Annotated in this window: 26 protein-coding genes, 1 tRNA gene and 1 pseudogene; 11 read left to right on the plus strand and 17 right to left on the minus strand. The window is 64.3% G+C overall.

Annotated features, from left to right (window positions below; translation table 11 throughout):
- The first annotated feature begins 56 nt into the window (after nt 1–56).
- The 3 genes from ACQ4WZ_RS22935 (at nt 57) to ACQ4WZ_RS22945 (ending at nt 3,195) form a co-directional block, all read left to right on the plus strand.
- A complete protein-coding gene (locus ACQ4WZ_RS22935; protein ID WP_436574595.1) occupies nt 57–698 on the plus strand; it encodes a LysE family transporter in 642 nt (213 codons plus the stop codon).
- 116 nt (nt 699–814) lie between these two features.
- Nucleotides 815–2,578: a DUF6600 domain-containing protein gene (locus ACQ4WZ_RS22940; protein ID WP_436574596.1), complete on the plus strand. Its 1,764-nt coding sequence runs from the start codon at nt 815–817 to the stop codon at nt 2,576–2,578.
- A gap of 320 nt (nt 2,579–2,898) precedes the next feature.
- Complete coding sequence (locus ACQ4WZ_RS22945) at nt 2,899–3,195, plus strand: DUF493 family protein (protein WP_070223235.1); 297 nt, start codon at nt 2,899–2,901, stop codon at nt 3,193–3,195.
- Here ACQ4WZ_RS22945 and ACQ4WZ_RS22950 read toward each other — a convergent pair.
- Nucleotides 3,188–4,387 (minus strand): multidrug effflux MFS transporter, encoded by a 1,200-nt coding sequence (locus tag ACQ4WZ_RS22950; protein ID WP_101483291.1) that lies wholly within the window; start codon nt 4,385–4,387, stop codon nt 3,188–3,190. The two genes, ACQ4WZ_RS22945 and ACQ4WZ_RS22950, sit on opposite strands and share 8 nt — an antisense overlap.
- A 129-nt stretch (nt 4,388–4,516) precedes the next feature.
- Here ACQ4WZ_RS22950 and pdxR point away from each other — a divergent pair, with 129 nt between their 5' ends.
- From pdxR to ACQ4WZ_RS22970, 4 genes and pseudogenes are all read left to right on the plus strand, one after another.
- Nucleotides 4,517–5,989, plus strand: coding sequence for a MocR-like pyridoxine biosynthesis transcription factor PdxR (gene pdxR / locus ACQ4WZ_RS22955; RefSeq protein WP_133989015.1), 1,473 nt, complete (start codon nt 4,517–4,519; stop codon nt 5,987–5,989).
- A gap of 75 nt (nt 5,990–6,064) precedes the next feature.
- A complete protein-coding gene (gene lipB / locus ACQ4WZ_RS22960; RefSeq protein ID WP_101483289.1) occupies nt 6,065–6,769 on the plus strand; it encodes a lipoyl(octanoyl) transferase LipB in 705 nt (234 codons plus the stop codon).
- Nucleotides 6,770–6,806: 37 nt separating this feature from the next.
- Nucleotides 6,807–7,814 (plus strand): lipoyl synthase, encoded by a 1,008-nt coding sequence (lipA, locus tag ACQ4WZ_RS22965; protein WP_101483288.1) that lies wholly within the window; start codon nt 6,807–6,809, stop codon nt 7,812–7,814.
- 278 nt (nt 7,815–8,092) lie between these two features.
- Nucleotides 8,093–8,176 (plus strand): annotated as a pseudogene (locus ACQ4WZ_RS22970) (uracil-DNA glycosylase); the annotation flags it as partial.
- A gap of 116 nt (nt 8,177–8,292) precedes the next feature.
- Here the strand turns inward: ACQ4WZ_RS22970 and ACQ4WZ_RS22975 are convergent.
- The gene (locus tag ACQ4WZ_RS22975) at nt 8,293–10,461 is read right to left on the minus strand and encodes a TonB-dependent receptor (protein WP_436574597.1); all 2,169 of its coding nucleotides are present in this window, start codon (nt 10,459–10,461) and stop codon (nt 8,293–8,295) included.
- Between the two features lie 91 nt (nt 10,462–10,552).
- Complete coding sequence (locus tag ACQ4WZ_RS22980) at nt 10,553–10,897, minus strand: hypothetical protein (RefSeq protein WP_133989017.1); 345 nt, start codon at nt 10,895–10,897, stop codon at nt 10,553–10,555.
- Between the two features lie 148 nt (nt 10,898–11,045).
- Between ACQ4WZ_RS22980 and ACQ4WZ_RS22985 the strand changes: the two genes are divergently transcribed.
- Nucleotides 11,046–12,203 carry a PepSY-associated TM helix domain-containing protein gene (locus ACQ4WZ_RS22985; protein WP_436574598.1) on the plus strand — a complete coding sequence of 386 codons (1,158 nt, stop codon included), beginning with the start codon at nt 11,046–11,048 and terminating at the stop codon, nt 12,201–12,203.
- A gap of 90 nt (nt 12,204–12,293) precedes the next feature.
- Nucleotides 12,294–12,716, plus strand: a complete 423-nt coding sequence (locus ACQ4WZ_RS22990; protein ID WP_034752471.1) for a PaaI family thioesterase — start codon at nt 12,294–12,296, stop codon at nt 12,714–12,716.
- A 44-nt stretch (nt 12,717–12,760) separates the two neighbouring features.
- Here ACQ4WZ_RS22990 and ACQ4WZ_RS22995 read toward each other — a convergent pair whose 3' ends face one another.
- The 7 genes from ACQ4WZ_RS22995 to ACQ4WZ_RS23025 form a co-directional block, all read right to left on the minus strand.
- A complete protein-coding gene (locus ACQ4WZ_RS22995; protein WP_101483284.1) occupies nt 12,761–13,456 on the minus strand; it encodes an anti-sigma factor in 696 nt (231 codons plus the stop codon).
- On the minus strand, nt 13,453–14,043 hold the full coding sequence (locus ACQ4WZ_RS23000; RefSeq protein WP_101483283.1) for a sigma-70 family RNA polymerase sigma factor: 591 nt from the start codon (nt 14,041–14,043) through the stop codon (nt 13,453–13,455). The genes ACQ4WZ_RS22995 and ACQ4WZ_RS23000 overlap by 4 nt, the downstream gene beginning before the upstream one ends.
- Nucleotides 14,044–14,141: 98 nt before the next feature.
- The gene (locus tag ACQ4WZ_RS23005) at nt 14,142–14,663 is read right to left on the minus strand and encodes a peroxiredoxin family protein (RefSeq protein ID WP_152258939.1); all 522 of its coding nucleotides are present in this window, start codon (nt 14,661–14,663) and stop codon (nt 14,142–14,144) included.
- 95 nt (nt 14,664–14,758) lie between these two features.
- A complete protein-coding gene (locus ACQ4WZ_RS23010) occupies nt 14,759–15,445 on the minus strand; it encodes a BON domain-containing protein (RefSeq protein ID WP_133989020.1) in 687 nt (228 codons plus the stop codon).
- Nucleotides 15,438–16,034, minus strand: coding sequence for a phosphoheptose isomerase (locus ACQ4WZ_RS23015; protein WP_034752465.1), 597 nt, complete (start codon nt 16,032–16,034; stop codon nt 15,438–15,440). The genes ACQ4WZ_RS23010 and ACQ4WZ_RS23015 overlap by 8 nt, the downstream gene beginning before the upstream one ends.
- A gap of 57 nt (nt 16,035–16,091) precedes the next feature.
- The gene (locus ACQ4WZ_RS23020; protein ID WP_101483280.1) at nt 16,092–16,451 is read right to left on the minus strand and encodes a YraN family protein; all 360 of its coding nucleotides are present in this window, start codon (nt 16,449–16,451) and stop codon (nt 16,092–16,094) included.
- Nucleotides 16,452–16,460: 9 nt separating this feature from the next.
- Nucleotides 16,461–17,666 (minus strand): penicillin-binding protein activator, encoded by a 1,206-nt coding sequence (locus ACQ4WZ_RS23025; protein ID WP_133989022.1) that lies wholly within the window; start codon nt 17,664–17,666, stop codon nt 16,461–16,463.
- A gap of 165 nt (nt 17,667–17,831) precedes the next feature.
- On the opposite strand from ACQ4WZ_RS23025, the gene rsmI reads away from it, so the two are divergent.
- Nucleotides 17,832–18,740 (plus strand): 16S rRNA (cytidine(1402)-2'-O)-methyltransferase, encoded by a 909-nt coding sequence (rsmI, locus tag ACQ4WZ_RS23030; RefSeq protein WP_101483278.1) that lies wholly within the window; start codon nt 17,832–17,834, stop codon nt 18,738–18,740.
- 37 nt (nt 18,741–18,777) lie between these two features.
- Here rsmI and ACQ4WZ_RS23035 read toward each other — a convergent pair whose 3' ends face one another.
- Nucleotides 18,778–19,368, minus strand: coding sequence for a hypothetical protein (locus ACQ4WZ_RS23035; protein ID WP_436574599.1), 591 nt, complete (start codon nt 19,366–19,368; stop codon nt 18,778–18,780).
- A 205-nt stretch (nt 19,369–19,573) separates the two neighbouring features.
- Between ACQ4WZ_RS23035 and ACQ4WZ_RS23040 the strand changes: the two genes are divergently transcribed.
- A tRNA-Pro gene (locus ACQ4WZ_RS23040) sits at nt 19,574–19,650 on the plus strand.
- 164 nt (nt 19,651–19,814) lie between these two features.
- Here the strand turns inward: ACQ4WZ_RS23040 and ACQ4WZ_RS23045 are convergent.
- The 6 genes from ACQ4WZ_RS23045 to bioF all read right to left on the minus strand — a co-directional run bounded on the left by ACQ4WZ_RS23045 (nt 19,815) and on the right by bioF (nt 26,902).
- Nucleotides 19,815–20,735 carry a hydroxymethylglutaryl-CoA lyase gene (locus ACQ4WZ_RS23045; RefSeq protein ID WP_101483276.1) on the minus strand — a complete coding sequence of 307 codons (921 nt, stop codon included), beginning with the start codon at nt 20,733–20,735 and terminating at the stop codon, nt 19,815–19,817.
- 1 nt (nt 20,736) lies between these two features.
- Nucleotides 20,737–21,669, minus strand: coding sequence for a 2-hydroxyacid dehydrogenase (locus ACQ4WZ_RS23050; protein ID WP_436574600.1), 933 nt, complete (start codon nt 21,667–21,669; stop codon nt 20,737–20,739).
- A gap of 11 nt (nt 21,670–21,680) precedes the next feature.
- Complete coding sequence (locus ACQ4WZ_RS23055) at nt 21,681–23,708, minus strand: acetyl/propionyl/methylcrotonyl-CoA carboxylase subunit alpha (protein WP_101483274.1); 2,028 nt, start codon at nt 23,706–23,708, stop codon at nt 21,681–21,683.
- A gap of 138 nt (nt 23,709–23,846) precedes the next feature.
- Nucleotides 23,847–24,893 carry a biotin synthase BioB gene (gene bioB, locus ACQ4WZ_RS23060; protein WP_101483273.1) on the minus strand — a complete coding sequence of 349 codons (1,047 nt, stop codon included), beginning with the start codon at nt 24,891–24,893 and terminating at the stop codon, nt 23,847–23,849.
- A gap of 31 nt (nt 24,894–24,924) precedes the next feature.
- A complete protein-coding gene (bioD, locus tag ACQ4WZ_RS23065; RefSeq protein WP_436574601.1) occupies nt 24,925–25,716 on the minus strand; it encodes a dethiobiotin synthase in 792 nt (263 codons plus the stop codon).
- On the minus strand, nt 25,706–26,902 hold the full coding sequence (bioF, locus tag ACQ4WZ_RS23070; protein WP_436574602.1) for an 8-amino-7-oxononanoate synthase: 1,197 nt from the start codon (nt 26,900–26,902) through the stop codon (nt 25,706–25,708). The genes bioD and bioF overlap by 11 nt, the downstream gene beginning before the upstream one ends.
- Nucleotide 26,903 lies beyond the last annotated feature (1 nt).

A 26,903-nucleotide genomic window follows, 5' to 3' on the forward strand; every position in this document is an offset into this window, starting at 1 on the left:
GCAGGGCCGCACAGGCCGGGTTAAAATTACTCCTCATCACCATTTTGGGATACCGCATGCACTTTGCCACCTGGATCACCTTTGTCATCGCCGCTTCCATCATCGCTGTCTCGCCCGGCTCGGGCGCCGTGCTGTCGATGTCGCACGGCCTGTCCTACGGGGTGAAAAAGGCCAGCGCCACCATCCTCGGCCTGCAACTGGGGCTGCTGGTGGTGCTGGGCATCGCGGGCGCCGGCGTCGGTTCCCTGCTGCTGGCCTCCGAAGTGGCTTCTAATATCGTCAAGACGGTGGGCGCGCTGTACCTGATCTACCTGGGCCTGTCGCAATGGCGCGCCAGGGTGGCGGTGACGGGTGACCTGCACGCCGATGCAGTGGTGCCTTCCATGCGTCGGCGCGTGCTGACGGGGTTTCTGACCAACGTGACGAATCCGAAGGGCATCATCTTCATGGTGGCGGTGCTGCCGCAATTCATCAGCCCCACGGCACCGCTGTTGCCGCAATTGCTGATCCTGGCCGTCACCATGTGCACGATCGATCAGATCGTCATGCACAGCTACGCCTTCCTGGCTTCGTCGATGCAGCGCTTTTTCCGCGATGCCAAGGCCGTGAAGAAGCAGAACCGCTTCTTTGGCGGCTTGCTGATGGCCGTTGGCGCCGCCCTGTTCTTCGTCAAGCGGGGCAGCCAGGCGGCGTCCTGAGCCAAGGCAACATGCAAACCAAGATGCAAACATTTGTAAGCCCGCTTGCGATGCCCGCCCGATGCGGATGTAATCGATAGCGTGTCATCCTTGTAAGTCCTGCCTGGAGCGCTGCCATGCGTCCGACCCTGCCTTTCCCCTTCCTGCGCGCCGTGTGCGCCGTGCTGCTGTCGTCGGCATGCACCTTCGCCCTGGCGCAGGACCCGCCGGCCCGCGTGGGCCGCATTTCCACCGTCGAAGGGCAGGTGCTGGTGCGCGCCGGCGATGGCGATGCGCAAAATGCCCTGCTGAACTGGCCCGTCACGACGGATAACCGGCTCAGCACCATGCGCGGCGCGCTGGCGGAACTTCGCGTGGGCGCGGCCGCCGTGCGCCTCGATGGCGATTCCGAGCTGGAAGTGAGCGAGCTTGATGACGACCATTTCACACTGCACCTCAGCCATGGCACGGTCAGCGTGCGCGTGCGCAATCCCGATGCGCTGCGCGGCTTCGAACTGACCACCGCCCAGGCCCGCGTGACTCTGAGCCAGCCGGGCTGGGTGCGCATCGAGGCAGGGCGCCAGCCCGGCACCAGCGTCGTCAGCGTACTCGAAGGGGTGGCCGACGTGGATGGCGCGACGGGTAGCGTGACCTTGCGTGCAGGCAAGCGCGCCGAGTTGACGGACGAAGAATTGCGCATGGGCGCCGTGCAGAGGATCGCCTTCGACCAATGGCCCGAAGCCGTGCCCGTCGCCACGCCAGCCTTGCGCTATGTCACGGACGATACCACTGGCTATGAGGAGCTGGACCGCTACGGCGCCTGGCAGGACGATGCGCAATATGGACCCCTTTGGCTGCCCAGCGCGGTACCGGCCGGCTGGGCGCCCTACAGCGACGGGCGCTGGACGTGGATCGCCCCATGGGGCTGGACCTGGGTCGACAATGCGCCCTGGGGCTATGCGCCATCGCATTACGGCCGCTGGGTGCTGCTGGGCCAGCGCTGGGGCTGGGCGCCGGGCCGCGAGCGCGGCCGCGTGCCCTGGGCACCAGCCCTGGTGGGCTGGGTGGGCGGAGGTCGCGCGCCGCAGCAGGGCCCGCGTCCTGGCGTGGGCTGGTTTCCCCTGTCGCCGCATGACCGCTATGTGCCCGGCTACCGCGCCAGCGCGGACTATGAACGCCGCATCAACCGCATGGCCGAGGGACGCCGCTCCGTGTCGGGCGAACGCGAACGCCGCGAAGGCATGAGCATGCTGCCTGGCGAGCGTTTTGGCGCGCAGCGCACGGTCGACGTGCCGCGGCGCAACCGCACCACCATGCCGCCACCCGTCATGCAAAGTTTGCCCTTGAGCACGGCGCCTGCGCCGGCCGGCAATTGGCAGCGTCCATTGGATGCGCCGCGCGGCGATAGCGGTGTCCGGCGCGACTGGGTCAACCGTCCTGGCCGCTTGCAGACGGACGATGGCCAGACGCACCTGGCGCCGCGTCCCATGCAGCCGAACCGGCCGCCCGTGCCGGCCCAGCCGCAACAGCCGCCGGTGCCGGCCCAGCCCGTGATGCCGGCGATGCCGGCCTTGCCCCCTGTGCAAGACCAGGTGGGCCGCCCCGGGTGGCATGGCGGGGAGCGGCCGCAGTCACGCCCGGACAGTAACCGCTGGGAGCACGGAGAGCGTGAGCCCCGCCGCGAAATGCGGCAGACGGCGCCGCCGCCTGCCGTGCCTGCGCCGCCGCCCGTGGCCCAGCCGCGGCCCGCGCCGCCGCCGATGCCGGCCCCCGCCGCGCGTCCGGCACAGGAGGCGCGTGGCGGCGAACGCGGCGGGCCGCCACGTGAACGCAGTAATGACAGGGGCAATGAGCGCGGCGGTCCCGGCCGCAATGGCCGGATGCAGGAAGCGGAGCGTTGACGGCCGCGCCGCCTGTCGCGCCGTATCGACGTTCATGCCGAGAAAGCGGCAGTTCGTCACATGCCGGAGGTAAAGCAGCTGTGTTTTTTCTATAGTAGAACCACTGCTACTCCAGCGTGTGACAGCACCGATTTTTCCGGCTATTTTGTCCAAACGAAATAGTTTTCGCCAGCTTACCAAGCTGGCTTTTTTTTTCCGCGCCCCTGGCGCCATGGCGACGGGCGCATCCGCCCCCAAAGTTGGCTACAATACGTCTTTATGCAGCCGCCGCGCGCTATGCGCTGCGCCGCCTGTTCTGACCGGCACTGATAGGATTTCCCATGCAAACCACCCCACCCACCGAAGTCACGATTCCTCCCAGCGAATCGCTGATCGAATACCCGAGCGATTTTCCCATCAAGATCATGGGTCCGACGCATGTCGACTTCGCGCCGACGATGCTGGAACTGGTCATCAGCCACGATCCGACCTTCCACGTGGGCCGCATGGAAGAGCGCCCATCAGGCAAGGGCAATTACACGGGCCTGACCGTCACCGTGCGCGCCATCAGCCGCGAGCAGCTCGATGCCCTGTACATGGCGCTGTCGGGCCACCCGATGGTCAAGATCGTCATGTAAGGCTTGCTGCCGCCACGCTGGCCCTGCTCTTCGTGAGCAGCCAGACGGCGGCAAAGGCACCACTGGCCGCTGCTGTCACCCACAGCAGGGGCTTTTCGCTGCCATCCGTGATGGCGGCGATGACGGCGCCGCAGGCGGCCGTGATGAGCATCTGGATGAAGAAGAACAGGCCCGAAGCGCTGCCCGCCTGGGCGCCATACGGCTGCAGTACGGCCAGCTGGCAGGCCGGAATGGCCATGCCCACCGACACCATCACCAGCAGCATGGGCGCTACCAGCGACGCCACGTGTTGCGGCGCCAGGCTGCCTGCCAGCAACAAGCTGGCCGCGCCCGCCACATTGATCAGCACCGCCACGCCCAGCAGGTAATCGGCGCCCAGGCGCGGCCCCAGGGCGCGGAACAGGCTCGACCCCGCGATATAGCCGCTGACCGTCAGCGCGAACACCAGCGCATACGCGTGCGGCGACAGATGCATGCCCCTTTGCAACAGCACGGACGATTCCGCGATGAAGGGGAAATACGTGCAATACACACAAGCGATGGCCAGCGCATAGCGTAGAAAATACGCGTCGCCCAGCAGGCGGCGGTACAAGGCCAGGGTATTGCCCTGTGGCACGGCGTCGGCGGGTTTCGTTTCCGGCACGTAGGCGGCGATCAGCCACAGCGACAGCGCGCCCAGCAGGCACAACGTGCCAAACACGGCGCGCCAGCCGAAGGCCGCGTCGAGCACGCTGCCGGCCAGCGGCGCCAGTATCGGCGACAGGCCCATCACCATCGATATTCTCCCCAGCATGCGCGCCTGCGTGGCGGTATCGAAGCGGTCGCGCACCATCACCCTGCCGATGATGGTGCCGCTGCAGCCGCCGAACGCCTGCAGCACGCGCGCGGCGATCAGCACGTGCACGTCGGAGGTCACCGTGCAGGCGATGCTGGCGAGCACATAAATGCCCGTGCCGGCCAGCAGCACGGGGCGGCGTCCGTAACGGTCGGCCAGCGGCCCGCAAGCCAGCATCGAGGCGGCCGAGCCGGCCATGAACAGGCTCAGGGTCAGTTGCAACTGGGCATCACTGGCATGCAGGGCATCGGCCATGGCCGGCAGCGAAGGCAAATAGATGTCGATGCTGATGCGCGAGAGGCAGACCAGCAGCAGCACGATGCCGCCCCAGGCCCATAAAGCGAGTTGTTTCTGCATTGTTTTTACACGATCCTAGCAAGCGTGCGCCCCGCTGGCGCACCAGAACGGAGAGAGTAGAATTGTTGTGGTGTAATGCGAAGTGCCAGTCATCAGAAAATTCATTGGACCACTTGGACGATCATCATTATGCCGCGAGGAAAATCACCGCACGCCCTGGACTTGCCTCGTCCCACTAGCTGGCTAGCCAAGGCGGGCGTCAACAAGCAGGATGGCGCGTATGAAGCGCTGCGCTCGGCCATCCTGACGAAGATGCTGCCGGCGGGCAGCCGTTTGCCGTCCAGCCGCACCCTGGCCGAACGGTGGGAGTTATCACGCGGCACCATCGAAACCGTGTTCGACCGTCTGCACGCGGAAGCCTATGTGACGCGCGTGCCCGGCTCCGGCACGCGCGTGTGCGCCGTGGTGCCGGAACGCTTCCTGATGGCAGGCTTCGCCGATGCCACCCCGGCTGCACCGGCTGCCGTGCCCGCGCCCGCTCCGGACACGGGCGTGCGCGACGGCTTGCCTTTCGTGGCACGGCGCGCCGACGCCAGCCTGTTTCCCATGGCAGCCTGGTCCAAGTGCGCCACACGGGCGCTGGCGGCCGCCACGCCGGAGCAGTTGTGCAGTGCCGATCCGGCCGGCCTGCCCCAGCTGCGCCAGCAGATCGCCGACTTCCTCGCCAAGTACCGCGGCATCCGCTGCGACCCGCAAGACATCGTTGTCACCACCGGCATCCGCCACGCGATCGACTTGCTGGCGCGCGGCATCGTGCGCGATGGCGACAAGGTTTGCCTGGAAGAGCCCGGTTATCCGGCCGCGCGCGCCCTGTTCGCCCTGGCGGGCGCCATGCCCATGGATATTCCCGTCGACGCCGAGGGCATCGATTGCGCCGCCCTGGCTGTGCACACCGACGCCTGCCTTGCGTATGTGACGCCGGCGCACCAGTCGCCGCTGGGCGTGACCATGTCCGTCACGCGCCGCCTGGCCTTGCTGGAATGGGCGAATGACAGCGGCGCCTGGGTGGTGGAAGACGATTACGACAGTGAATTCAATTACCACAGTGCACCGCTGGCAGCCCTGAAGGCACTGGATCAGTACCAGCGCGTGATCTACTGTGGCAGTTTTAATAAGACCCTGTTTGCGGGCTTGCGCGTGGGCTTCATGGTGCTGCCGCCCCCCTTGCGCCCGCAACTGCTGCGTATCGTGCAGTTGACGGGCCGTTCCGTGGGCGTGACGGAACAGCTGGCGCTGGCCGCCTGGATGGAGGAAGGCGCTTTCGTGCGCCATTTGCGCCAGGCGCGCCTTGCCTACAAGGAGCGGCGTGACCTGCTGCTGGCCTGCCTGGAGCAGGTCGCCCCAGGCCGTTACACGATTTCGGGCCAGCAGGCGGGCTTTCACTGCGTGCTGTGGCTGCCGCAGGATGCCGACGAACGGGCGTTTTGCGCGCGCGCCGCGCAGGAGGGGCTGGCGCTGCAGCCGCTCGGTGACTTTTGCCGTAGCGCCAGGCTGGCGCCCGCCGTGCTGCTCGGCTACACGGCGCTGAGTCTGGCCCAGGTGCGCCACGCTGCACAAAAATTGGGCAGCTTGCTGCTGTTGCCTGTGCCCGGGGCTGAATGAAACGGCGGCCTGGCTTATAATCACGGCTTCGCCGCAGCGTCCGCAGGGCGCCGGCAGCTGATTACAGAATCTGTCATGACCACCACCCGAACCGAAGCGGCGCTGATCCGCGAGCTGGGCCGCGTCGATTACGAGCCGACCTTTGCCGCCATGCGCGCCTTTACCGACGCGCGCACGACGGACACGCGCGACGAACTGTGGATCGTCGAGCATCCGCCCGTGTTCACCCTGGGCCTGGCGGCCGACCGCGGCCATCTGCTGGCCGGCGCGGACGCGATCCCCGTGGTGCAGACGGACCGTGGCGGCGAAGTGACGTTCCACGGCCCCGGCCAGGTGGTGATTTATCTGCTGATGGACTTGCGCCGCAACAAGCCTGGCGGCAAGCTGTATGCGCGCCAGTTCGTGCATAAAATCGAGCAAGCCATCATCAATGTGCTGGCGGCGTATAATCTTGCTGGCGAGCGCATCGATGGCGCGCCCGGCATCTATATCGCCGGCGGACCAAGCAAGGGTGCGAAGATCGCCGCGCTGGGATTGAAGGTGCGCGGCAACGGCTGCACCTACCATGGCGTATCGCTCAACGTGGCGATGGACCTGGCGCCGTTTTCCTGGATTAACCCTTGCGGTTATTCCGGCCTGAAGACGGTGGACATGCGCAGCATGGGCGTTTCGGCGCCGCTGGCCGAAGTGCAGCGGGCCCTGGCCCATGAATTGACCGTATTACTCGATGTAAGCGAAGTAAACAGCGCCGCAGGCGCGCCTCAGGCAGCAGATGCCTGAGCAAACAAACCAACACGCCCGTCAAGGGCTTGCAGCCATGACTTCTGAGACCATTTCCAGCACCGCCCCCGCCGCTCCAGCGTACAACCCGAGTGAAAAGCAAAAAGGCGCCAGCAAGACTTCGCGCATTCCGATCAAGATCGTCCCTATCGAGCAGATCGAGCGCCTGAAAAAGCCGGACTGGATCCGCGTCAAGGCCGCTTCGGCATCGACCCGTTTCTATGAAATCAAGGACATCCTGCGCGAAAACAAGCTCGTGACGGTGTGCGAGGAAGCCAGCTGCCCGAATATCGGCGAGTGTTTTGGCAAGGGCACCGCCACCTTCATGATCATGGGCGACAAGTGCACGCGCCGCTGCCCGTTCTGCGACGTCGGCCATGGCCGCCCGGACCCGCTGGACAAGGAAGAGCCGGCCAACCTGTCGAAGACCATCGCCAAGCTGCGGTTGAACTACGTCGTCATCACTTCCGTCGACCGCGATGACTTGCGCGATGGCGGCGCCGGCCATTTCGTCGAGTGCATCCAGCAAACGCGCGCCCTGTCGCCGAACACCCGCATCGAAGTGCTGGTGCCCGACTTCCGCGGCCGCCTGGAAAAAGCGTTGGACCTGTTCAAGGATGGCTTGCCTGACGTCATGAACCACAACCTGGAAACGGCGCCGCGCCTGTACAAGGAAGCGCGTCCCGGCTCCGACTACATGCATTCCTTGAAACTGCTGAAGGATTTCAAGGCCATGTACCCGGACGTGAAAACCAAATCCGGCATCATGGTGGGCCTGGGCGAGACGGACGAGGAAATCCTGCAAGTCATGCGCGACATGCGCGAGCACGACATCGACATGCTGACCATCGGCCAGTACCTGGCGCCATCGAACAGCCACTTGCCCGTGCGCCGCTACGTGCACCCGGACGTGTTCAAGATGTTCGAAGAGGAAGCCTATAAAATGGGCTTCACCCACGCTGCCGTGGGCGCCATGGTGCGCAGCTCGTACCACGCGGATGAACAGGCGCACAGCGCCGGCGTGGAATCGGCGCTGAATTTCTAAGCCCTTTACGCCAAATCAAGGCCGCCTGCTAACGCTGGCGGCTTTTTTTTTGCCTGCCCGCAGCGTATGCACGCCATGCTGCCGAGCGTCCCGTGCTGGCATGCTGAAAAAGCATGGTTAATAAATTGGCCATGAGGTGACGCATGGACACACGCATCGACGCATCGTGGAAGGCGCGGCTGGAGGGGGAGTTCGCCCGGCCCTGCCGGGAACGCCTGGCCGCCTTCCTCAAGGCGGAATAGGTGGCGGGACCGTGTTTTTCGCCGGGCTAGGCCATCTTTCGGGCCTTCGACCTGACGCCGTTCAAGCAAGTCAAAGTCGTCATCCTGGGGCAAGACCCCTATCACACGCCAGGCGTGGCCATGCAGCGCCTGGTGCTGGTGGCGCCCCACCCTTCGCCTAGTGGGGCGGTAGCTGTGTAGGACGGCAACCGACAGCGGCAGGCGTTGCACCCTGCCGCTGTCTTCGCGCGTAACTCTTAGAAGCTGGTCGACAGGCCGGCGTAGATGCTGCGGCGGGCGCCATACTGCGGCGCCCCCACGCCCACGCCGGAACCGTCGCGCAGCAGGTACGATTTATCGAACAGGTTGATCAGGGCCAGCCGTCCTTCCACTTTGCCGACCGGCGTGTTTTTCCACGTGTGCGTGAGCGCCGTGTTGACGGTAAAGTAAGCGGGCAGATGGCCGGAATTCGGCGTGCCGCCTTCCGGGGTCATGCGCAGGCCGCTGCCGTACAGGAAGTCAGCGCTCACTTGCGAATCGCCAAAGTGATAATGGCCGCCACCGGACAGCGTGTATTTCTGGTCATGATCGAGGTAGACATAGTGCTTGCTGATGGTGTTCAACTCATCGGCGCCAAACAGGGCCTGGCCCGAATTGATGTTGCGTCCCTGCGCCTTTTGCGTGCTGGCATTGAGGAACAAGCCCCAGTTTTTCTCGCTGTAGATGGCGGATAACTCCAGGCCCTTGGCGTAGCCATCCGCATAGTTGAACGGCGTCAGTATCAATGCCTGGCCGAACTGGCCTTCGTCCAGCAGGTTGTTGATCTTTTTATAGTACACATCGGCCGTCACGGTCAGTTTCGGACTCACCTGGTGGCTGATGCCCACGTCGTAGTAGTGCGTGCGCTCGGCCTTGACGTTGTCCGACTGGCCGATCTCCGGCGCATTCGTCGTATTCGCATACAGGTCGATGCTGCCTTGCGCGGCCAGTTCCTGCGGCGGCGGCGTGAAGTAGCGCGAATAGCCCGCATGCAGGGCCGTGCCCGGTGCGATCTGGTAGGCCAGGTTGACGCGCGGACTCCATTGCTGCTCGCTCGTGTAGGCCGAAACCTTGTCGTAGCGGGCGCCATAGTTCAGGGTCAGGGGCTTGCTGATATGCCATTCATCCTGCAGGTAAAAGCTGGCCAGGGTGCCCGTCTTGCCGCTGTTGTCGGCAATGCTGATCGGCTTGGTGGAGGTTTGCGTCCCGTCAATGGCGGGGAAGACGGCCACCGTGTTGTCGCTCGTCGTCTTCTGGCGCGTATAGGCCAGGCCGGCGCGCACGGTGTGGTCCTGGTGCAATTTGTAGCTGATATCGAACTGGGCACCGGAAGCGCTGTTCGCACGGCGCGAGTCCGAGGCCACGCCGTTGTAGATCAGGTCGCCGATGGCATCTGGCGTGAAGTGCAGTTCCGAATACTGGTGGAAGGCCGACACCTGGTAATTGACGTCGCCCAGGCTCTTTTGCAGCGACAGCACGAGGAAGCGGTTCACTTCGCGCTGGTTTTCATTCAACTGCGATGAAGGGATACTGGATGTGCCCGCCTGCGCATCGCTGTGGCCATCCAGGGAAAAGCCCGGCGCCTGGTTGGGGTTGTTGGGAATCTGGAAGCGGCCGTTGTACGTGCCGAACATGGCGCCCAGGCGGGTGTTGTCATCGAGGAAATACGACAGACTGCCAAACGATTTGTTCTGGCGCGTCTTGTCGTGCAGTGCGCTGCGCGTGTCTTGCGGGTTTTCCACACCCAGGGAATTGCCTAGGTAGCTGCCGGACAGGTAGTAATTGAACTTGCCCACGCTGCCGAAAAATTCGGCACTCGGCTCCACATGGTCGTGGCTGCCGACCATGATGCCGATGCGCCCGCCCGGTGTCAGTCCGCCCTCCTTCGTTTCAATATCGACGATGCCCGCCGTGCGCAGGCCGAACTGGGCCGGCAAGGCGCCCGTCATGAAATCGGTCTTGTCGATCAAACGCGTGTCGATGGACTGGCCGAAGCCGCTGATGCTTTCGGGCAATTGCACGCCATTGATGCGGTATTGCACGTTGGCATGGTCGTCGCGCACGTGCAGGGCGCCGGAACCCTTCGAATCCTGCGATACGCCTGGCAGGCGCAGCAGTACTTCATTGAACGGCGTATTGTCGCCCTGGCCCAGCATGTCGACCATGTGGCTGTCGATGCTGTAGATGGTGGTGCCGACTTTCGGCGACAGCTCGATGCGCGCGCTTCGCAAGTGGGCGGAGGTGACTTCGACCTTTTGCATTTCTGGCTGAGCGGCATCAGCCGGGCTGGCATCTGCGGCAGGGACGGCATCTGCGGCATGAGCGGATAGGCTGAACAGACTGGCAAGGGCGAGCGACAGCGCGCTCAGGCGTGGTGTGTGTTGCATGGTAAACCTCAAAAATAGTCAACGCCAGGCGGCCCGGCGCGCATGAAAGCGCGACAAGGGGCAGCCTGAAAAAGGAAAAACAGCGTGGGAACTACAGTGAGGCGGCAGGCGGGCCGCGCACGGGCGGCAGGATGAGGGCGGCGGCGGGCGCCAGGATGGCGGGCGCGATGGCCAGCAGGCGGTAGGGCAGTAACTGGGCGGGCGGCTCGGCGATGGCCGGCGGCACGGCGATATCGGCCACCTTGTCGATGACCGTGGCGCACAGCGCGCACTCTTCCGCGTCGAGAGTCGTCTTGTGCAGGTGCGAAGCGGCCGTCGACAGCAGGAACACGAGAGCAAGCGCACTGAACAGGGCCACGCACAGCTGCCACGGCGTGCGCGCGAGGGCGGCGGCACCGTGATGGGCAAGCTTGCGGGTGGGCTGGCGGGAAGACATGGGCGCATAGTAGCAAGAAAATCGCGCCCCGTCAGCGCTTGTTGCGTCATTTGCGCTGGGTGGGCACGACAGAATGCCATCTGATAATGATTTTCACTCCATGCCTTTCATGCTATCGTTCCGCAGCCCAAAATTTCCCAGAGTTTCCATGTCGCAACTCCCGATCAAGTGGTTGTTAGCCAAGCTGCACCTGTATGTGGGCCTGTGGTTCGGCGCCCTGTTCGTCCTGCTGGGCTTGACGGGGTCCGCCATCGCCTGGATGCCGGAGCTCGATGCGTATCTGAATCCGGATTTGCTGCAGGCGAGCGCGCCCGCGCCTGGCCAGGTGTTCGAGGTCACGCCGCGCACGCTGCAAGCGGTGGTGGACGGACTCGCGGCCGACCCCGCCTACGGTACGCCGAGCCAGCTCAATCCGCCCGCCGATGGGCGCGACGTGTATGTGGCCTCGTACCGCCAGACCGGCAAGCCGTCCCCCTTCAGCCAGGCCATCGTGCGCCAGGTGATGGTCGACCCCTACACCTTGCAAGTCAAAGGCGAGCGCGACTGGGGCCGCTTTGGCCTCACGCGCCCGCTGCTGATGTCGGGCATGTTTCATTTACACCGCTATCTGCTGACGGGCGACGCGGGCAAGACGGTCACGGGGATTTCCGGCGTGGCCCTGCTGCTGATGGCCTTGAGCGGCATCTACCTCTGGTGGCCGCGCTTGCAGTGGACGGCGATCAAGCGCGCCTTGACGGTGTCGCATGGCGGCTCCTGGCCGCGCTTCAATTACACGTTCCACAAGGCGGCCGGCTTCCTTGCCGCGCCCGTGCTGGCCGTGATCGCCTTTTCCGGCATTTATTTCAATTTGCCGCAGCTGATCGTGCCCCTGGTGGGCCTGGTATCGACGGTGCCGGACACGGCCAAACTGAAAAATGTGGCCCAGGATGGCGCCCTGCTCGATGCGGGCCAGGCCATGGCCGCCGCGCAGCTGCTCTATCCGCAGGCGCGCGTGTCGCGCATCGTGCTGCCGGCCAAGAAGGACCAGCCATACGAGATCCGCGTGCGCCAGCCAGGTGAAATCGCCCACGGCGACGGCGCCACGCGCCTGACCCTGGATGCGCGCAGCGGCTTGCCCCTGCGCATACGCGATCCCTTGCGGGCGCCGGCCGGAGACGTTTTCCTGGGCTGGCAATTCCCACTGCATTCGGGCCAGGCGTTTGGCGTGGCCGGGCGCAGTTTCATGACGGTGTTCGGCCTGATGCCCTTGCTGTTCCTGCTGACGGGGACTTTGGTGTGGTGGAAACGGCGGCGTAGCCGGAAATAAGTGGCCGTCAAACCGATACGGGGAAAGTTGCTATCATCATAGTATTTTCCGGCAGATCCGCTGCCCGGATTCACCCGCACAAGGACCAGCATGAGCAATCCCGACATCACCGTAGCAATGTTGAACGAACGCGGCACAGGCCGCCTGCCCGGCCACCTGGGCATCGTCATCACGGAAGTGGGCGACGGCCAGCTGACGGCGGAATTGCCCGTGCTGCCCCATTTGCTGGCGCCGAACGGCTATCTGCACGCGGGCAGCGTGGTGACCCTGGCCGATACGGCGTCCGGCTATGGCTGCATCGTCAACCTGCCTGAGGGCGCCAGTAACTTCACCACCATCGAGTTGAAATCGAACCACCTGGGTACGGCCCGCGAAGGCACGCTCACCTGCACGGCGAAAGTCGAGCACAAGGGCCGCAACACGCAAGTGTGGGATGCCGTGGTAAAAAGCAAGGAAACGGGCAAGACCATCGCCCTGTTTCGCTGCACGCAGATGATTTTGTATCCGAAGTAAGGTAAGCAAGCCAAATCAACTGCAGTAGGCTTGGTCAGGCGTTACTAAATTTTCACCCAGTTACCCTTATACAAAACCGGTCCCGTCGGTCCGTTCGGATTCGGCGAGCCGCCTTTCGGTTCCAGGGTGACGGCCAGCAAGGCCACGTCGTTGCCGATGGCGCGCTGCGACAGGGCCAGTTTCACGTTGCCCTTGTCGGCCAGCAAGCCCAGTGAACGGGGGTTGCCGCTCTTCGGCACGGCCCACAGTTCCAGGTCGCGGTCAGCAGGCACGGGCGCGTTGCCCACCATGCGCACCTCGAGTGCGCCATGGCGGCTGTCGGCTGTCAGCAGCAGGGCCGTTTGCGCTTTCTCGTCCGTCAGGCTGGCCACATAGCTGATTTGCGGCGCGTCCAGCAGGCGCGTGGCCACGACGATGACCAGCAGCGCGGCGATGGCGCTCGAGGCCATGCCCAGCGAACGCCAGAACGACAGCGAATCGCGGAACAAGGACCAGCCGCCCTGCGGCGCCAGGTGCAAGCGCTGCTCGATCTGTTGCCACACGCGCTTGGGCGGCGCCACGGGCGTGGCAAATTCCGCCATCGGTTCCAAACGCTGCCGCCATTCGGCCGTGATATTGCGCAAATCGGCGTCGTTGTGCAGCCAGCCTTCGAAACGCCGCCGCGCGCCCCCTTTCAGGGTGCCCAGCACGTATTCGGACGCCAGTTTCTGGCGCAGCACGTCATTGCTGCGGATATTCATGATGTCTCCCGTTTTGCCAGGCACGTGCGCAGCCGTTCCAGGCTGCGCCGTATCCAGGTCTTCACGGTGCCGATTGGCAGCGACATCTGCTGCGCCACTTCGCTGTGCGACAGGTCATGATAGAACGCCAGGGCGACCACCTGCCGGTGCACCCCTTCCAGGGCCGACATGCAAAACGCCAGCGCCTTCGCATCACCGCTCAGTTGCAGTGATTCGATGGGCGTGGCCTGGGGGTCTCGGAGTGCATTCATGACTTCGCTATCAAACTGTTCGGCATCGATTTCCACGGTATCGTCGCTGCGCCGCAGCACATCGAACGCCTTGTTGCGCACGATGGTGGCCATCCAGGTCATCGGCGCCGCCAGATGGCTCTGGTAAGCGGCGGCGTTGTTCCAGATGGCGACGAAACCCTCTTGCAAGGCTTCTTCAGCGAGCTCTTGCTTATGCAATATACGCAGCGCGAAGCCAAACAGTTTCGATGAGGTGGAGTTATATAGCTGGCGGAACGCCGTGGCGTCCTTGTTCCCGGCGGCAAGCAGCCAGGTTTTGAGTTGTTGCGGGTCAAGCGATTGAGCGGCTAGGGACACGGCTGGCCTTCACAAGGTGAATGGGATCACGCAAGAGAAGGTTATAACAGGTTGATAACAGTTGGCAACAAGGTTTTATACCGTGTTTGTGCGCGGTCTTAGCCGGCGATGGCGGTTTCCAGCAGCTTGTGCAGTTCGGCAAATTCCGGCTTGCCCACATAGCGCTTGAGGATCTTGCCCTGCTTGTCGAGCACGAAGGTGGTGGGCGTGAGGGCCACGTCGCCATAGGCCTTGGCCGCCTCGCCCGTCACGTCGAGCGCCACCTTGAATGGCAACTGGCGCGTTTCGGCGAAGTTCAGCACGTAGTTGGCCGGATCGTATTTCATGGCCACGGCCACGAATTCCAGGCCCTGCCCCTTGTATTTGTTGTAGGTGTCGACCATGTCCGGCATCTCCGCCACGCAAGTGGTGCACGAGGTGGCCCAGAAATTGACCATCACCACCTTGCCGCGCAGGCTGGCCGAGGTGATCTTTTCGCCATGGATGCCGTGGAAGGTCACGTCCGGCGCGCTCTGCTTGTCATTCAGCGACAGATAGCCGGCTGCCGCCACGCCTGCCACGAAGACGGCGATCAGGGCTGGCTTGATCCAGGACTTGCTTGCGGATGGCGAAGTTGACATGGCGAAGTTGAAATAAGTTCACTTGAAAAGCGCGGCTATGCGGCAATTATAGCCGTATCGCTGCATCAAAGCCGTAGGTCAAACGACGTACAGGCTTACTGCTGGGGCCTGTCGCCGACGCTGCCCGTCGTGCGCTGCTGCGGCGGGTCCGGCTGCAATTGCTTCAGTTCCGCTTCCGAAATGTAGTCGAACAGCTTGACCACTTTCTGCACGCCGCCCACGCCGCGCGCCACGTCGGCCGCGACCGTGCCTTCGCGCTGGGTAACGCGGCCCATCAGGAAGACGGTGCCGTTCTCGGTGACGACCTTGAACGAGGCTGCCGAGATGGTTTTCATGTCGACCAGGCTGGCCTTGACCTTGGTGGTGATCAGCGCGTCGTTCGAGCGCGAGGTGTAGCTGGCCGGGCCGGCGATGATCAGTTCATTGGCCACCGATTCCACGCCCTCGATATTGCGCACTTCGCGCTCGACGGCATTTTTCATCGCGTCATCGCGCACTTCGCCCGTCAGCAGGACGCGGCGGTTGAAGCTGGTGACATTCACATGGCCGGCATCGCCGACGATGGAAGGGATGCGCGACTCGCCTTTGACGGCGATCGACTTGTCTTCGGTTTGGGCGCCCAGGGTGCGGCGGTCTGCCGCGGCAACGCCGCCCATCACGGCGCCGCCGACCATCAGTTCGATGCAGCCGGTGAGCGAGGTGAGCATGGCGCCGCACAGGAGTGCGGTGGCCAGCGGGCGTTGTACGCGTTTCCAGCCTGGGCCAGTACCGAATTTAGTCATTCACGTCTCCTCCGAATAGCGCGACGTCGATGCCGTCGCAGATGCAATGTATGGTGGTCAGATGGACTTCCTGGATGCGCGCCGTGCGCTCGGCCGGTACGCAGATATGCACGTCGGCATCCGTCAGCATCTTGCCAATGGCGCCGCCGTCCTTGCCCGTCAGCGCCACGACGCGCATTTCGCGCTCGAGCGCTGCTTCCACGGCGGCCATTACGTTGGCCGAATTGCCCGACGTGGAGATGGCCAGCAGGATGTCGCCGGCCTGGCCGAAGGCCTGCACCTGCTTCGAGAAAATCTCGCGGTAGCTGTAGTCGTTGGCCACGGCCGTCAGGATCGACGTATCCGTCGTCAGCGCCAGGGCCGGCAGCGGAAAGCGCTCGCGTTCGAAGCGTCCCACCAGCTCGGCCGCGAAATGCTGGCAGTCGGCGGCGGAACCGCCGTTGCCGCAGGCCAGGATTTTGTTGCCGTTTGACAATGCATAAAACATCAGGTCGATCGCCTGCGCAATGGGTTGCGCCAGTACGGTGGCGGCCTGGATCTTGAGTTCGGCACTTTCGTGGAAGTGCGAGAGGATGCGTTGATTATTCATAGTCTGCCGATTATAGTGCAGGCGCGCGGCATGGCGGACAAGCACTGTTAAAAATGCTTACATATCGAGGATGTTTTTCAGCCAGCTGATGCGCCCGCCATCGATGGCCAGCGCGTCGAAGCGGCAAGGTGGCAGTGTCTTTTGTCCTTGTAGCCAGGTTTGTGCCGCGTACACCATGCGCCGCTGCTTGGCTGGCGTGATGCTGGCCAGGGCGCCGCCGAAGGCTGCACTGCTGCGTAGCCGCACTTCCACGAAGACGACTGATGGGCCATCGCGCATGATCAGGTCCAGCTCGCCACCCTTGCACAGATAGTTGCGTTCCAGCAGCACCAAGCCTTGCAGCAGCAGATACGCGAGCGCATCGTCTTCCCCTTGCCGTCCCCGTGCCTGTTTGTTCTGGAACGGCAGGGGTGGCATGGTGCATCCTTATTGGGCTGGCGGCACGGCGACAGGCGCGGCCGGCGGCCAGGTGCCCAGCACGCCCTGCTGGTAGCTGGCGGCCTGTTCCGTGCGTTCGAACACGCTTTGATCGTTCTCAAAGCGCACGGCCAGGCGCCCCGTCACGCCATCGAGGGTAAATGGCGTGTTCGGCCGCAGCGCCACTTCGCGCGCCACGCGGAAGGCATCGATGCCCAGCGCATACAGGCGTTCCATGTCGGCCGTCAGGCGGCGTTCGGCAGGCTGCTCGGGCTGTGGATACACCATTACTTGGGGATGGTCGCGCTGCACTTGCCAAGGCAAGTCCAGCAGGCGCGCACCGTCGAGTTCAGGGCCGCTGGCGCCGCGTCCGACGCCGGGATTCAAGGACGAGGTGCCATACAGGGGTAGATCGCTGCCGATGGCCACGCGCAGCTGGCGTGCCTGGTCGGCGTCGAGCGCGGCAAACAGCAGGCCTGGGGGCGTCGCTGCCAGGCGCGCGCGCAGCTGCACCAGTTCCGCATCGCTCAGGTAGCCATTCGTGGCCGTCAAGTCCATCGCCTCGATCTTGCCGCCCTGGCGCAGCCATTCCTGCTTGAAGGCGGCGCTGATGCGGCGCTGCGAGGGCGAACCGGCGGACAGGATCAGCGCGCTGGCGCCCGGCTGTTCGCTGGCGGCCCAGGCGGCGACCTGGCGCGCTTCCGCTTCGATCGACAGGCCCATCACCAGCAGCTTGGCAGGCAGGCGCGCCTCGCCGCGGTTGTCGGGGTGGTTCAGGGCGATCGTCGGCTTGCGCACCAGGTCGCTATTCGCCACGGCCGTGACGGCCGAGCGCGACAGGGGGCCCACGACGATGTCCTGTTCCTCTTGTGCTTGCGCAAACTTGTTCAGGACGTCGCTGCTGCCATCGCCCGTGTCGATCACCGTCACTTCAAAGCCGCTGCGGTCGCGTTCATACGCGGCCATGAAGCCGGCGCGCAGCAATTCGGCGGCCGGGCCCAGGGAAGCCGAGCGCAGCGGCAGCAGCAGGCCGATGTGGTGGACCTGGCCGTCGGCGGGCGCCGGCGCCGTGGCGGCCGGCATGTCCTGCGGCGTGCCGGTCGCCGGCTTGGTGGTAATGGGCGCCAGCGGCGCGCCATTGCCGTCGTACGCGGTAATATCGGGCACGGCCACGGCAAACGTCACCGGTTCGGGCGCGGGCGGCTTGGGTGGCACGGGTGGTGGCAGCGGCTTCGGAGGCGGCAGCGCCCTTGTGTTAGATTCAATAGGCGCGCACAATTGCCCGGGCGCGTCGCAAGGCGTGCTGCAAGCGCTCAGCATGCCGGTCGCGGCACAAACAAGCAGTAACTTCACACTATTAGCAAGCATTTAACCTCCAAAATGACCGTACAAGAAATCAGTTCCATCGCCAGCCTGCCCATCATGACAGAGGCGGCGCACCAGGTCTATCCTATCGCAACATTGTATATAGTGGCCACGCCGATCGGCAATGTGACCGATATCAGCCTGCGCGCGCTACACTTGCTGAGCCTTGCAGACGCCGTCGCCTGTGAAGATACGCGCAACACGGCGCACCTGCTGACGCGCTTTGGCCTGAACAAGCCATTAATTGCTGCGCATCAACATAATGAGCGCGAAGTGGCGCAAACCCTGATTGCACGCCTGCAGGCCGGCGAGCGCATCGCCCTCGTTTCCGACGCGGGTACACCCGCCGTTTCCGACCCCGGCGCGCGCATTGTCGACGCCGTGCGCGCGGCCGGCTTGCGCGTGCTGCCCCTGCCCGGCCCGTCGGCGGCGATCACCGCCATTTCCGCCAGCGGTCTGTTGAATGACCAGTTTTACTTCGTCGGCTTCCTGCCAGCCAAGGCCAAGCAGCGCGAAAACATGCTGCACAGCCTGCGCGGCGTGACGGCGACGATGGTCTTCTATGAAGCGCCGCACCGCATCCTCGATTGCGCCACGGCCCTGGTGGAAGCGTTCGAGCCCACGCGCCAGGTGGTGTTTGCGCGCGAGCTGACGAAAATGTTCGAGGAAATCCACCGCTGTCCCCTGTCCGAGGCGGAAAGCTGGATCCGCGCCGACGCGCACCGCGAAAAGGGAGAATTTGTCGTCCTGCTGGAAGGCGCCACGGAAGCGCAGGACGCGGAAGACGTGGAAGCGGAGCGCATCCTGAACATCCTGCTGGCCGAATGCAGCGTCAAGCAGGCGGCGAATTTGACGGCGCAGATTACGGGGCGCAAGAAAAACGCCCTGTATGAGCGGGCGCTGCAGTTGAAGGGGCAGGAATAGGCTGCTCTCTGCATGCCCGGTGATGATTGTTAAGTAACTACCACTTGCAGCCGCTATCCTTCTTGTCGAGCAACATCAGGACTGGCGCCAGCAAGCCAGCACCTGAATAGGCGGTGCGGCAATCGCCGCGCTTGCCTTGTGCGATGTCGCGCGCCAGCTGGGTTTCCGTTTGCAGCGGCATGTCGGGGATTTGCCCCACGGCCGTGCCCACCTTGGAGGGATCGCGCTCGCCGGCCATCTTGCGCGCCGTGCGTTTGGCCGCGTCCATGTCGAATTTCGGTGTTTCTTGCGTCAAGGTATCGGCACTGGCTGCCGGCATGGCCGGTGATGCCGGCACGACCATGATGGCTTGCGGGCTGGCCGCCGGCGCCGTGGCCGCCGCTGGCGTTTCCCGGGTCGTGGCAAGTTTCGGCTTGCTGAGGGGTTTTGCTTCCCGCTTCGGCTTGACGACTTCGACGGGCGGTGGAGGCCTGGCGGCAAGCGGGCGTATCCAGACGGCAATCGATTCCACGCGCGGGGCCGTGTCCGGCCGGATGGGTGGCTGCACATGGCGCCACAGATAGATCAAGGCGCCATGCAGCAGCAAGGACACGGCTATGCCCAGCACGATGCCGCGGCCCTTAGGCATGGTTCGGCCGCCGTCGCTGCTTTCTATCCTGAACTCCATTGCCGTCGTCGCCTTCATGTCTGATCGGGAAAACTTGCAAACTTAGTGTCGCATACTTCAATCGTTTTGAAAAATACAGGGCTTCCTGTGTTGCGCGTAAATAATTTACACAGAGTTTCACCTGACCCTTGACCGAAGTCGATACGGCCTGTATTATCTTGGTCTTCGGAGTGTGGCGCAGCCCGGTAGCGCACCTGGTTTGGGACCAGGGGGTCCAAGGTTCGAATCCTTGTACTCCGACCAAATTTGTAGAAAAAAACCCAAGAGTTTAGGCTCTTGGGTTTTTTTTCGTCTGTACGGTTGATCGCTGCGTTCACACTGCAGAAGTCTTCACAGCCGGGGTCAGACCCCCGGCTGTGCTGGCGCTGAGCTTGACGCTAGCGGCATTGAGGGTCTGACCCCAGATCTCAGCCTGCCCGTTTCGCCGCAATGGCGTTACCCGCGCGGCTGGAACCCTTGCGCCCCAGCTGCTGCGAGATGAACTGCCCCGCATCGACCACCAGGTCCAGGTCGATGCCGGTGGCGATACCCAGTCCCTGCATCATGTACAGCACGTCTTCGGTCGCCACGTTGCCGGTGGCGCCCTTGGCGTAGGGGCAGCCGCCCAGGCCGGAGACGGACGAATGATAAATCGCAATGCCCGTTTCCAGGCTGGCGTAAATATTCGCCAGCGCCTGGCCATAGGTGTCGTGGAAGTGGCCGGACAGGCCGCCCACGTGGAAAGCCGCAATGGCGCGTTCCATCACCGCCTGCGTTTTGCGCGGCGTGGCCACGCCGATGGTGTCGGCGATATCGATCTCGTCGCAGCCGAGGTCGCGCATGCGTCCCACCACGTCGGCCACGGCGTCGAGCGGCACGTCGCCCTGGTAGGGGCAGCCAAAGGCGCAGCTGATGCTGCCGCGCAGGCGCAAGCCGTGTTCCTTGGCCGCCTTCGCCACGCCTTCGAAGCGGGCGATCGATTCGGCGATCGAGCAGTTGATGTTCTTTTGCGAGAACGCCTCGGAGGCCGAGCCGAAGATCACCACTTCATCGGCCTTCGCCGCCAGCGCTGCATCGAAACCCTGCATGTTCGGCGTCAGCGCCGAATAAATCGTGCTTGGGCGGCGCGCGATTTTTTCCATCACTTCGGCGCTGGTGGCCATCTGCGGCACCCATTTCGGCGAGACGAACGACGCCGCCTCGATATTGGCGAAGCCCGCCAGGGTCAGGCGGTCGACCAGCTCGATCTTGACGGCGGCACTGATGGTTTCCTTTTCGTTTTGCAGGCCGTCGCGCGGGCCCACTTCGACGATCTTGACCTGTTTCGGCAAATTCGGTTGATTGCTCATCTCAATATCCTTGCAAACGGTTGACGATGCCGGCGACAGAGTCTCCGGCGTGCAGGCGGCGCATCTTGGCGGCGATTTGCGCCACGCTTTCGCGGCGCAGGGTGGCGGCCGAAATATGCGGCGTGATGGTGATGCGCGGTTCCAGCCAGAACGGGTGCTGCTGCGGCAGCGGCTCGTTGCGGAACACGTCCAGGGTCGCCCCGGCGATATGCCCGGAGCGGATCAGGGTCAATAAGTCCGGTTCGGCGAGATGCGCGCCGCGCGCCACGTTGATGACGTAGGCGCCAGGCAGCAGCATCGACAGGCGCGCACGGTCGAGCAGGTTGTGCGTCTCCGGCGTGAGTGGCAGCATGCACACCAGCACGCGCGTGCCGCGCAAAAATGCATCAAGGCCTTCCTCGCCCGCAAAGCACTGCACGCCATCGATGTGCTTGCGGTTACGGCTCCATCCCCGCAGCGGGAATTCGAACTGCGCCAGCGCTTGCAGCACGCGGGTGCCCAGCACGCCCATGCCCAGTACGCCGACCGGGAAATCCGCCTTGTCAAACGGGGGCAGCGGCTGCCAGATGCCCGCGCGGCCCTGGGCTTCGTAATCGTCGAAGCGGCGGAAGTGGCGCAGCACGGCGTGGCTCACATATTCGGCCATCTGCACGCCCATGCCCGCGTCGTCCAGGCGCACCAGCGGCACGTGGGCGGGCAGCGCCTCGCCAAATTTCAGGAGCGCGTCGACGCCCGCGCCCGTGTTGAAGATGGCTTTGACTTCGCGCAATGCCGGCAGCATGGCCGCTGGCGGCTGCCACACCACGGCGTAGTCGCATGGCGCGAACGTGTCGCCTTCGCGCCAGAAATGGATTTCGGCCTCGGGCAGCAAGTCCTTGAAATCGGCGACCCACGCCGCTTCCTTGCCGTCCGCGCGCTGTAAAAGGATGCGCATCGTGGCCGCCTCTATGCGGCGGCCTTGAAAGCCAGCAGCGGCGCGCCATCGGCTACCTGGTCGCCGACCGCGTACAGCACGTCTTCCACCAGGCCGTCGTGCGGCGCAGCGATCGTGTGCTCCATCTTCATCGCTTCCATGATGACCAAAGGCTCGCCTTTCTTGACGTCCTGCCCTTTGTTCACCAGCACGGCGACAACTTTGCCCGGCATCGGCGCCGTCAGGCGTCCGCCTTCCGCTTCCACTTCGCCCGCATGCGCCATCGGGTCGCTGTAGTGCAGTGTGGTGTGCAAGCCGCTGCTGAACACGTGGAACTGCTCCCCGTCGCGCAGCACGGTACCGTGCACGGCACGCTCGCCCAGCTTGATGTGCAGCTCGTTGCCTTTGTGCGCCGTCAGGGTGAGGGGCTGGCCGTTGAACAGCCAGCCATCCGTCTTGTAGGCGATGCGCGCGGCATAGGCCTTGCTGTCGCCAGCCAGCGCGAATTCATCGGCGAACGCCAGGCTGCGTCCGAGGGTGCTGTTCAAACGCCAGCCCAGGGCATTGCCCCACGGGTCGGCGCGATTGGCCGATTGCGTTTCGGCAGCCGCCTTCTCTTCCAGCAGCAGGGCGACGGACGCCAGTGCCAGGGCCGTGTCGGGCGCCGGCTGCAGGGCGGGGAACAGGGCGTCTTGATTGCGCTCGATCAAACCCGTATCGAGGTCGGCGCTGGCAAATGCCTGGCCTTCGACCAGGCGCTTCAAAAAGGCGATATTGCTGGCCAGGCCCACGATCTGGTATTCGGCCAGCGCCTGCGCCATGCGCGCCAGCGCTTCGCGGCGGTCCGCGCCCCAGACGATCAGCTTGGCGATCATCGGGTCGTAGAACGGCGAAATTGCATCTCCCTCGCGCACGCCCGAATCGATGCGCACGGCGGCCGGAACCAGCGTTCCACCCAGCTCGAACGTCACGGCTTGCGGCGACTGCATGTGGCGCAGCGTGCCGATCGATGGCAGGAAGCCCTTTTCCGGATTTTCCGCATAGATGCGCGCCTCGATGGCGTGGCCGTGGATCGTCAATTCGCTTTGTTTTTTCGGCAGCGGCTCGCCAAAGGCGACGCGCAACTGCCATTCCACCAGATCCGTGCCGGTGATCATTTCCGTCACCGGGTGCTCCACTTGCAAGCGCGTGTTCATCTCCATGAAGTAAAACGAACCATCCTGGTTGGCGATGAATTCCACCGTGCCCGCGCCGACGTAACCGACGGCCTTGGCGGCGGCGACGGCCGCCTCGCCCATGGCGGCGCGACGTTCAACCGGCATGCCGGGCGCAGGCGCTTCTTCCAGCACCTTTTGATGACGGCGCTGTACCGAGCAATCGCGCTCGAACAGGTAGATGCAGTTGCCCAGGGTATCGGCGAACACCTGGATTTCGATATGCCGCGGGCGCGACAGGTATTTCTCTGCCAGCACCTTGTCGTCGCCGAAAGAGCTGATCGCTTCGCGCTTGCACGAGGCCAGCGCCGCCTTGAAGTCGGCGGAGTGTTCGATGACGCGCATGCCCTTGCCGCCGCCGCCAGCAGACGCCTTCAGCAGCACGGGATAGCCGATCTTGTCGGCCTGCCCGTGCAGGAAGTCCGCATCCTGTTCGTCGCCGTGGTAGCCGGGCACCAGCGGCACGTTGGCTTTTTCCATCAGCGACTTGGCGGCCGACTTGGAGCCCATGGCGCGCATGGCGGAAGCCGGCGGGCCGATGAAGACCAGGCCCGCTGCATGGCAGGCGTCGGCGAAATCCGCGTTTTCGGACAAAAAGCCGTAGCCGGGGTGGATCGCCTGCGCGCCTGTCGCCAGCGCTACAGCGATGATCTTGTCGCCGCACAGATAGCTTTCCTTGGCCGGCGCGGGGCCGATCAAGACGGCTTCGTCGCACACGGCGACGTGCTTGGCGTTGGCGTCCGCCTCGGAATACACGGCGACAGTCTGGATGCCCATGCGGCGTGCGGTAGCGGCGACTCGGCAAGCGATTTCGCCGCGGTTGGCGATCAGGATTTTAGTGAACATGGTCTCTCTCTATTCTCTCAAAAAGGGGCAGCTGTCTCTTGTCATGGACGTTGTGTGCTGGCGTGTCGGCTTACGCATTGGTGAGGCGGCATTCGTAGGTCGGGTTAGCCGGCACGGCGTAACCCGACAAGGCTTTCATCAGCAGCCGCACTTCTCTTTCTGTACCGAATCCAGCATGGCGCCGCGCGTTTGCAGGCCCAGTTTGTTCAACAGGGTGCGGTCGTCTTCCGCTTCCGGGTTGTCGGTGGTGAGCAGCTTGTCGCCGTAGAAGATGGAATTGGCGCCAGCCAGGAAGCACATGGCTTGCACGGCTTCGCCCATCTGGCGCCGGCCCGCCGACAAACGCACGCGCGCCTTCGGCATGGTGATGCGGGCGACAGCGATCGTGCGCACGAACTCGAACGGGTCCAGCGCTTCCAGGCCATACAAAGGCGTGCCTTCCACCTGCACCAGGTGGTTGACGGGCACTGATTCCGGGTAGGGATTCAAATTGGCCAGCTGGGCGATCAGGCCCGCGCGCTGCAAGCGCGTCTCGCCCATGCCGACGATGCCGCCGCAGCATACTTTCAAGCCGGCTTCGCGCACGCGGCCCAGGGTGTCCAGGCGGTCCTGGTATTCGCGCGTGGAGATGACGTTGTCGTAAAACTCGGGCGCCGTATCGAGGTTATGGTTGTAGAAGTCGAGGCCGGCGTTCTTCAGGCGGTCCGCCTGTCCCTCTTCCAGCATGCCCAAAGTAGCGCAGGTTTCCAGGCCCAGCGCCTTGACCTTGGTGACCATCTCTTCGACTTTTTCCATGTCGCGCTCTTTCGGGCTGCGCCAGGCGGCGCCCATGCAGAAGCGCGTGGCGCCGTTGGCTTTGGCCTGGCGGGCCGCGTCGAGCACCGTATCGATGTCGAGGATCTTCTTCGCTTCCACGCCCGTGTCGTAGCGGGCCGCCTGCGGGCAGTAGCCGCAGTCTTCTTCGCAGCCACCCGTCTTGATCGACAACAAGGTCGCCAGCTCCACGTCGCCATCGGGGAAGTTGATGCGGTGCGTTTGCTGGGCCTTGAACATCAGCTCATTGAATGGCAGGTCGAACAGGGCCAGCACATCGGCGACGGGCCAGGTGGCCGCTTCCGGCACGGTGATGCGCGCCGCAGGGCGGTGCAGTTCGACGGTTTTTGCTGCTTCTTGGACGTGAGACATGTGATTCCTTCGTTTCTATTTTTTAGCTACATTAAGTGTTTGGATGCTGCGCCGGCCAGTTGGGCAAGCCGGTGAAATCGAGATAGGCCGCCGCCGCTTCCGCGCCGGGTTGCGCCAGGCGCGGCACCCTGCCCAGCAGCGGCGCCGGGATGCGCTCGATCAGCGCTTCGATATTTTCTTCGAGGAAGCGCATTTCCACTTCCAGGGTGTTGGCGACCCAGCCGATTACCGTCAGGCCGCGCGCTTCGATGGCTTCCACCGTCAGCAAGGCCTGGCTGATGCAGCCCAAACGCATGCCCACCACCAGGATCACCGGCAGGTCGAGCTGCTGCGCCAGGTCGGCTGAATCGAAACCGGGCGACAGCGGCACGCGGAATCCGCCCACGCCTTCGACCACCACGGCGTCCGAGGCGGCGGCGATTTCCAGGTAGGCGGCCAGGATGGGCACCGATTCGATGCTCACGCCTTCGAGGGCGGCGGCGATGTGCGGTGCCGCCGCTTCTTTCAGCATGTAGGGCGTGGTCAGGCTGCGCAGCATGGTGACGTTGCCGGCGGCGAGCAGGCTGTCGGCGTCTTCATTATGCAGTTCGCCGTCGCGCATCTCGGCGCCGGCGGCCACGGGTTTCATGCCGCAGGCGCGCACACCGCGCGCGACCAGCGCGTGCAGCAGGGCCGACGAGGTCAAGGTCTTGCCGATTTCCGTATCGGTGCCGGTGACGAAACAGGCAAAGCGCGATGGCAGGCCGGCAGTGGCCGGTGCCGGCTGCACGGCCGGTGCCAGGTCCGCCAGCACTTCGGCCACGATGGGGTCATCAAGGCTCATGGCGTGTCCTTTCCAGGGTGTTGACTGCGTTGATCAATTGCGCCACTTCCTGCGCCGTGTGGCCGGCCGACAGGGTTACGCGCAGGCGCGCCGTGCCGACAGGGACGGTGGGTGGGCGGATGGCGCCGACCCACAGGCCTTGCTGGTACAGTTGGGCGGCGATAGCCATCATTTCTGCGTTCTCGCCGATGATGACGGGCTGGATGGCGCTCGATGACGGCAAGGCTTGCCAGCGCTGCAGCCGCAGGCCGTCGTTCCATTGCGCCACCAGCGCTGCCAGGTGGGTGCGGCGCTGCCGGCCTTCGTCGCCGGCGATGATGTCCAGGCTGGCCAGCAGCGCATGCGCGAGCGCGGGCGCCGCCGCCGTGGTGAAGATGTACGGACGCGCCTTCTGGATCAGCGTGTCGATCACTGCCTCATGCGCGCAAACAAAGGCGCCGCCCACGCCAGCCGATTTGCCCAAGGTGCCTACATACACGAGGTATGGCGAATGCAGGTCGAAGTGTTCCAGTGCGCCACGGCCATTCTCGCCCAGCGCGCCGAAGCCGTGTGCATCGTCGACCACCAGCCAGGCGCCATATTGCTCGCACAGGTCCAGCAGCGCGGGCAGCGGCGCCAGGTCGCCGTCCATGCTGAAGACGCTGTCGGTGACGACGATCTTGGTTGTTGCCGTGCTGGCCGCGAGCAGGGCCGCCAAGGCATCGAGGTCGGCGTGCGGATACACGCGCGTTTTCACACGCGCCAGGCGCGTGCCGTCGATCAGCGAGGCATGGTTCAGTGCTTCCGAGAAGATTTCGGTCTCCACGTCGCCCGCCGCCAGGGCCGTGAGCACGGCCAGGTTGGCCATGTAGCCGGTGCAAAAATACAGCGCGCGCGCCTGTTCCAGGTTGGCACCGACAAAAGCGGCCAGGCGCTCTTCCAGCAATGCGTGGGCGCGGCTGTGGCCGCTGATCAGGTGCGAAGCGCCGCTGCCGGCGCCATACAGGTCGGCGCCCTCTTTGAGCGCCTCCACGATGCGCGGATGCGAGGCCAGGCCCAGGTAGTCATTGCTGCAAAAGGCCAGCATGTCACGCCCGTCCACCGTCAGGCGCGGCGCGCATGGCGTGTCGACGGTGCGGCGGCGGCGGATCAGGCTACGCTCTTCCAGTCCTTGCAGTTGCTGTTGTAATCGCGCGATCAGTTCCATC

Source organism: Janthinobacterium darwini, from assembly GCF_051380905.1.
In the GTDB taxonomy this organism is placed as follows: Bacteria; Pseudomonadota; Gammaproteobacteria; order Burkholderiales; family Burkholderiaceae_D; genus Janthinobacterium.

Bases quoted from the DNA above. Each gene is read 5' to 3' on its own strand.
- ACQ4WZ_RS22935 (WP_436574595.1), top strand. From the start codon at position 57: ATGCACTTTGCCACCTGGATCACCTTTGTCATCGCCGCTTCCATCATC.
- ACQ4WZ_RS22940 (WP_436574596.1), top strand. From the start codon at position 815: ATGCGTCCGACCCTGCCTTTCCCCTTCCTGCGCGCCGTGTGCGCCGTG.
- ACQ4WZ_RS22945 (WP_070223235.1), top strand. From the start codon at position 2,899: ATGCAAACCACCCCACCCACCGAAGTCACGATTCCTCCCAGCGAATCG.
- ACQ4WZ_RS22950 (WP_101483291.1), bottom strand. From the start codon at position 4,387: ATGCAGAAACAACTCGCTTTATGGGCCTGGGGCGGCATCGTGCTGCTG.
- pdxR (WP_133989015.1), top strand. From the start codon at position 4,517: ATGCCGCGAGGAAAATCACCGCACGCCCTGGACTTGCCTCGTCCCACT.
- lipB (WP_101483289.1), top strand. From the start codon at position 6,065: ATGACCACCACCCGAACCGAAGCGGCGCTGATCCGCGAGCTGGGCCGC.
- lipA (WP_101483288.1), top strand. From the start codon at position 6,807: ATGACTTCTGAGACCATTTCCAGCACCGCCCCCGCCGCTCCAGCGTAC.
- ACQ4WZ_RS22975 (WP_436574597.1), bottom strand. From the start codon at position 10,461: ATGCAACACACACCACGCCTGAGCGCGCTGTCGCTCGCCCTTGCCAGT.
- ACQ4WZ_RS22980 (WP_133989017.1), bottom strand. From the start codon at position 10,897: ATGTCTTCCCGCCAGCCCACCCGCAAGCTTGCCCATCACGGTGCCGCC.
- ACQ4WZ_RS22985 (WP_436574598.1), top strand. From the start codon at position 11,046: ATGTCGCAACTCCCGATCAAGTGGTTGTTAGCCAAGCTGCACCTGTAT.
- ACQ4WZ_RS22990 (WP_034752471.1), top strand. From the start codon at position 12,294: ATGAGCAATCCCGACATCACCGTAGCAATGTTGAACGAACGCGGCACA.
- ACQ4WZ_RS22995 (WP_101483284.1), bottom strand. From the start codon at position 13,456: ATGAATATCCGCAGCAATGACGTGCTGCGCCAGAAACTGGCGTCCGAA.
- ACQ4WZ_RS23005 (WP_152258939.1), bottom strand. From the start codon at position 14,663: ATGTCAACTTCGCCATCCGCAAGCAAGTCCTGGATCAAGCCAGCCCTG.
- ACQ4WZ_RS23010 (WP_133989020.1), bottom strand. From the start codon at position 15,445: ATGACTAAATTCGGTACTGGCCCAGGCTGGAAACGCGTACAACGCCCG.
- ACQ4WZ_RS23015 (WP_034752465.1), bottom strand. From the start codon at position 16,034: ATGAATAATCAACGCATCCTCTCGCACTTCCACGAAAGTGCCGAACTC.
- ACQ4WZ_RS23020 (WP_101483280.1), bottom strand. From the start codon at position 16,451: ATGCCACCCCTGCCGTTCCAGAACAAACAGGCACGGGGACGGCAAGGG.
- rsmI (WP_101483278.1), top strand. From the start codon at position 17,832: ATGACCGTACAAGAAATCAGTTCCATCGCCAGCCTGCCCATCATGACA.
- ACQ4WZ_RS23035 (WP_436574599.1), bottom strand. From the start codon at position 19,368: ATGCCTAAGGGCCGCGGCATCGTGCTGGGCATAGCCGTGTCCTTGCTG.
- ACQ4WZ_RS23045 (WP_101483276.1), bottom strand. From the start codon at position 20,735: ATGAGCAATCAACCGAATTTGCCGAAACAGGTCAAGATCGTCGAAGTG.
- ACQ4WZ_RS23050 (WP_436574600.1), bottom strand. From the start codon at position 21,669: ATGCGCATCCTTTTACAGCGCGCGGACGGCAAGGAAGCGGCGTGGGTC.
- ACQ4WZ_RS23055 (WP_101483274.1), bottom strand. From the start codon at position 23,708: ATGTTCACTAAAATCCTGATCGCCAACCGCGGCGAAATCGCTTGCCGA.
- bioB (WP_101483273.1), bottom strand. From the start codon at position 24,893: ATGTCTCACGTCCAAGAAGCAGCAAAAACCGTCGAACTGCACCGCCCT.
- bioD (WP_436574601.1), bottom strand. From the start codon at position 25,716: ATGAGCCTTGATGACCCCATCGTGGCCGAAGTGCTGGCGGACCTGGCA.
- bioF (WP_436574602.1), bottom strand. From the start codon at position 26,902: ATGGAACTGATCGCGCGATTACAACAGCAACTGCAAGGACTGGAAGAG.